We start from the raw sequence: 3,036 nt of genomic DNA on the forward strand, positions 1-3,036 counted from the left end.
CGTGGATGCCACGGGACGCGCGCGCTGGCTGGGGCGCGCGCTGGGCATCGGCAGCCGGCCGTGCTCGCCGCGGCTGCTGGCGCGCTACGGGTACGCGGAGGGCGCGTGCCCGGCGCGCGCGGACGCCCCCGCCCTCGAGGCGGACGCGGAGGGGTGGACGTGGACGGCGCGCGTGCGGCCGGACGTCTACGGGTGGACGCGCGTGGCGTTCAACGGCGACCGGACGGACGCGTCGTGGATGCCCGCGGAGCTGCGCGCCCTGCGGCCGATGGGGCCGGCGCGCGGCGCGGACGTCACGTGGCGCATCTCGGAGCGCGTGGCGGCGCCGGGCTGGTTCATGGTGGGCGACGCGGCCGCCACGCTGGACCCCACCTCGTCGCACGGCGTGCTCAAGGCGCTGATGTCGGGGATGATGGCGGGGCACCTGGTCGCGCCGGTGATCCACGGCGGGGTGCCGGCCGCGGAGGCCGCGGCCGCGTACCAGCACTGGCTGGGCTCGTGGTTCGCCACGGATGCGCGCAAGCTCGCCGAGTTCTACCGGGCGCTGAACGTCAGCGGGTTCTGACCCGGGTCGCGGCCGGGGCTCCAAATCCGCTACGGCGGCAGACCTCCGTCGCACGTGCGAGAGTAACGGCACGGCACCCCCGCGGAAGGGGTGAGCTCGCGCGGCACGCGGGGCGCCCCCCTCCCCGACCCTCCCCCACAAACTGCGTGGGGGAGGGAGGTGGCCCCAGCGGGAGGGCAGCCTGTTACCGCGATGAAGTTTTCCCCCGCCCCCGCGAAGCGTACTTCGCTAAAGGCGAATCCCTCGATCGATCGACCGAGAAGGGGCATCCCGGATCGTATCCGCTGCCAACGCCCTCGGGATGCGGCTCGGAATGCGCCGGATCGGGCGTCCCGCGATCGCGCCTCTTGCGCCAGATGTTCTTGACGCATCCGGTTCTTCCTGATTAAGTTAGCCCATCAGACACGCCCTGTTCCGCTCATCCGCAGTCCCCACCGGCGTGCCCAGCTCCCGCACATCCATGTTGTCTTCATCCCGCCGGGTACGTCCCCGCGCGCGCTCCGTCTTACGCGCGGGAAGCACGCTCGTCCGCCGGCTTCGCGGCGCGCTTTCGCTCGCGGCCGTCCCCCTGCTCCTGGGGGCATGCGGGGGCGACGGAACCACCGATCCGCCCAGCAACGAGGTCGCGCGGGTGGAGGTCACCGCCACCGCGGCGAGCGTTGTCGAGGCGCAGACCGTACAGCTTTCCGCCCGCGCCGCCACGGCATCGGGCACCACGGTGTCGGGCGCGTCGTTCACCTGGACGAGCAGCAACACCAGCATCGCCACCGTGGACGGCACCGGGCTGGTGCGCGGCGTGACGGTCGGCAGCGCCACCATCACGGCGGCGGAGAACGCATCGGGTAAAAGCGGCACGCTGACGGTGACCGTCACCCCCGCCCCCGTGGCCTCCGTGACCGTCACCGTGCCCCAGGCACGGGTGAAATCCGGCGCGCGGGTGCAGCTCTCGGCCGTGGTACGGGATGCCGCGGGCCGCGTTCTCACGGGGCGCGCGGTCACCTGGTCCACGTCGCCCGATGGGCTGGCGACCGTGGGCGCGACGGGGCTGTTCGAGGGCAGTGTGCCGGGGAGGGTGACGGTCACGGCCACGAGCGAGGGACGGTCCGGCTCGGCGGCGCTGGAGGTGTACCAGCCCACGCCCGCCCGCATCACCCTGACGCCCGCGCTGCGCGTCATCAGCATCGGCGATACGGTGCACGTGCGGGCCGTGGCCATCGATACGGACGGGGACACCATCCGTGGGCCGATGCCGCTCGGGTTCAACGAAACCCGCCGGGCCGGCGCTCCCGTGCTCGCCCTCACCGAGCCCGGCGTGTACCGGGGCGCGGCCCTGGGCCACACGGTCTTCCAGGCGGAGAGCGGCGGTGTGTGGAGCAACGCCGCCGTCGTCGCGGTGCTGGGCGAGGGGGAGCTGCTCGCCACGGCGCTGCCCAACGGCGCGCGGAACCTCGCCGCCCGCGTGGGCGACCAAGTGACCGTCCCCGTGATCCTGGACATGTCGCGCGCGCAGACGCCGGGCGACCTGGGCGCGCTGGAGCTGGAGGTGGGCTACAACGCGAGCGTCCTTACGCTCCGGAGCGCCACGCCCGGCATCACGGGCAGCATCAGCGAGGGCGGCGGTCCGGGCCGGTACCGGTTCGCGTTCGCCTCGTCCGCTCCCGCAACGGGGACGCGGCTCACCGTGGTGACGCTGGTGTTCGAGGTGGCCGCGACCGCCCAGCCCGGCCAAGCCGCGGCCCTGAGTCTTTCGTTTCCGTCGGCGCCCGCCAACACCGGGTTCGCGGCGTATCCGCAGCCCATCGTCGTGACCGGCATCGTGGGGATCTCCAATTGATCAACGCACTCCCGTCCCTTTCAGAACGCACGCACATGCCCGGCTCCGCGACGACGGCGCGCCGCCGGGCGCGCACGCGGATGGCGGCCCTCGCGCTGGGCGCGCTGGCGCTGGCCGGCTGCGCCGACGCGTTCTCGCCCCGCGGGCACGCCCGGGACGGCACCGTGGTGCAGCTCTCGCCCGCCACGCGCGCGGAGCTCGTCTCGCCCGCGCCGGGCACCCTGGAGCTGCGCTTCGTGGGGGAGACGGGCGAGCGGGTGCAGAGCTTCCAGGGCGAGGTGCGCTTCCGCGCATCCCGGTACCGCGTCGTCTCGGCCACGGCGCCGAACGGGACGTCGGCCAGCTGGCACGCCGTGGATCCGGGGCGCATCCGCTTCGCGGGCGTGGCCACGGAGGGCATCACGGGACAGGCGCTCGTCCTTCGCTTCGAGGCGGGCGATTCATTCGAGGCGGATGACTTCGAGCTCGCGGTGGAGGAGGCCATCCTCCGCGCCGACGTGCACGCCGCCGCCGCCGTACGCTTCACGGGGATGGAGACGGACGAGGCCGTGCGCACGGTGCCCGCGACTGCATCGAGATCGACGTCCTCCACGACATCGGCCAGCGCGGCCGCGGCGGATGAAGGCGCGGCGGCGGA

Annotated in this window: 3 protein-coding genes; all 3 read left to right on the forward strand. The window is 73.8% G+C overall.

Features of this window, described 5'->3' with window-relative positions; all coding sequences use genetic code 11:
* Positions 1-565, forward strand: a 565-nt coding sequence (locus tag VFZ20_RS23230) for an NAD(P)/FAD-dependent oxidoreductase (RefSeq protein ID WP_329686345.1), incomplete at its 5' end; no start/stop codon positions are given.
* Between the two features lie 460 nt (positions 566-1,025).
* A complete protein-coding gene (locus VFZ20_RS23235; RefSeq protein ID WP_329686346.1) occupies positions 1,026-2,399 on the forward strand; it encodes an Ig-like domain-containing protein in 1,374 nt (457 codons plus the stop codon).
* Positions 2,400-2,434: 35 nt separating this feature from the next.
* Positions 2,435-3,036: hypothetical protein (locus VFZ20_RS23240; RefSeq protein ID WP_329686347.1), on the forward strand; the 602-nt coding region annotated here is incomplete at its 3' end.

The organism is Longimicrobium sp. (assembly GCF_036280135.1).
Classification (GTDB): domain Bacteria; phylum Gemmatimonadota; class Gemmatimonadetes; order Longimicrobiales; family Longimicrobiaceae; genus Longimicrobium.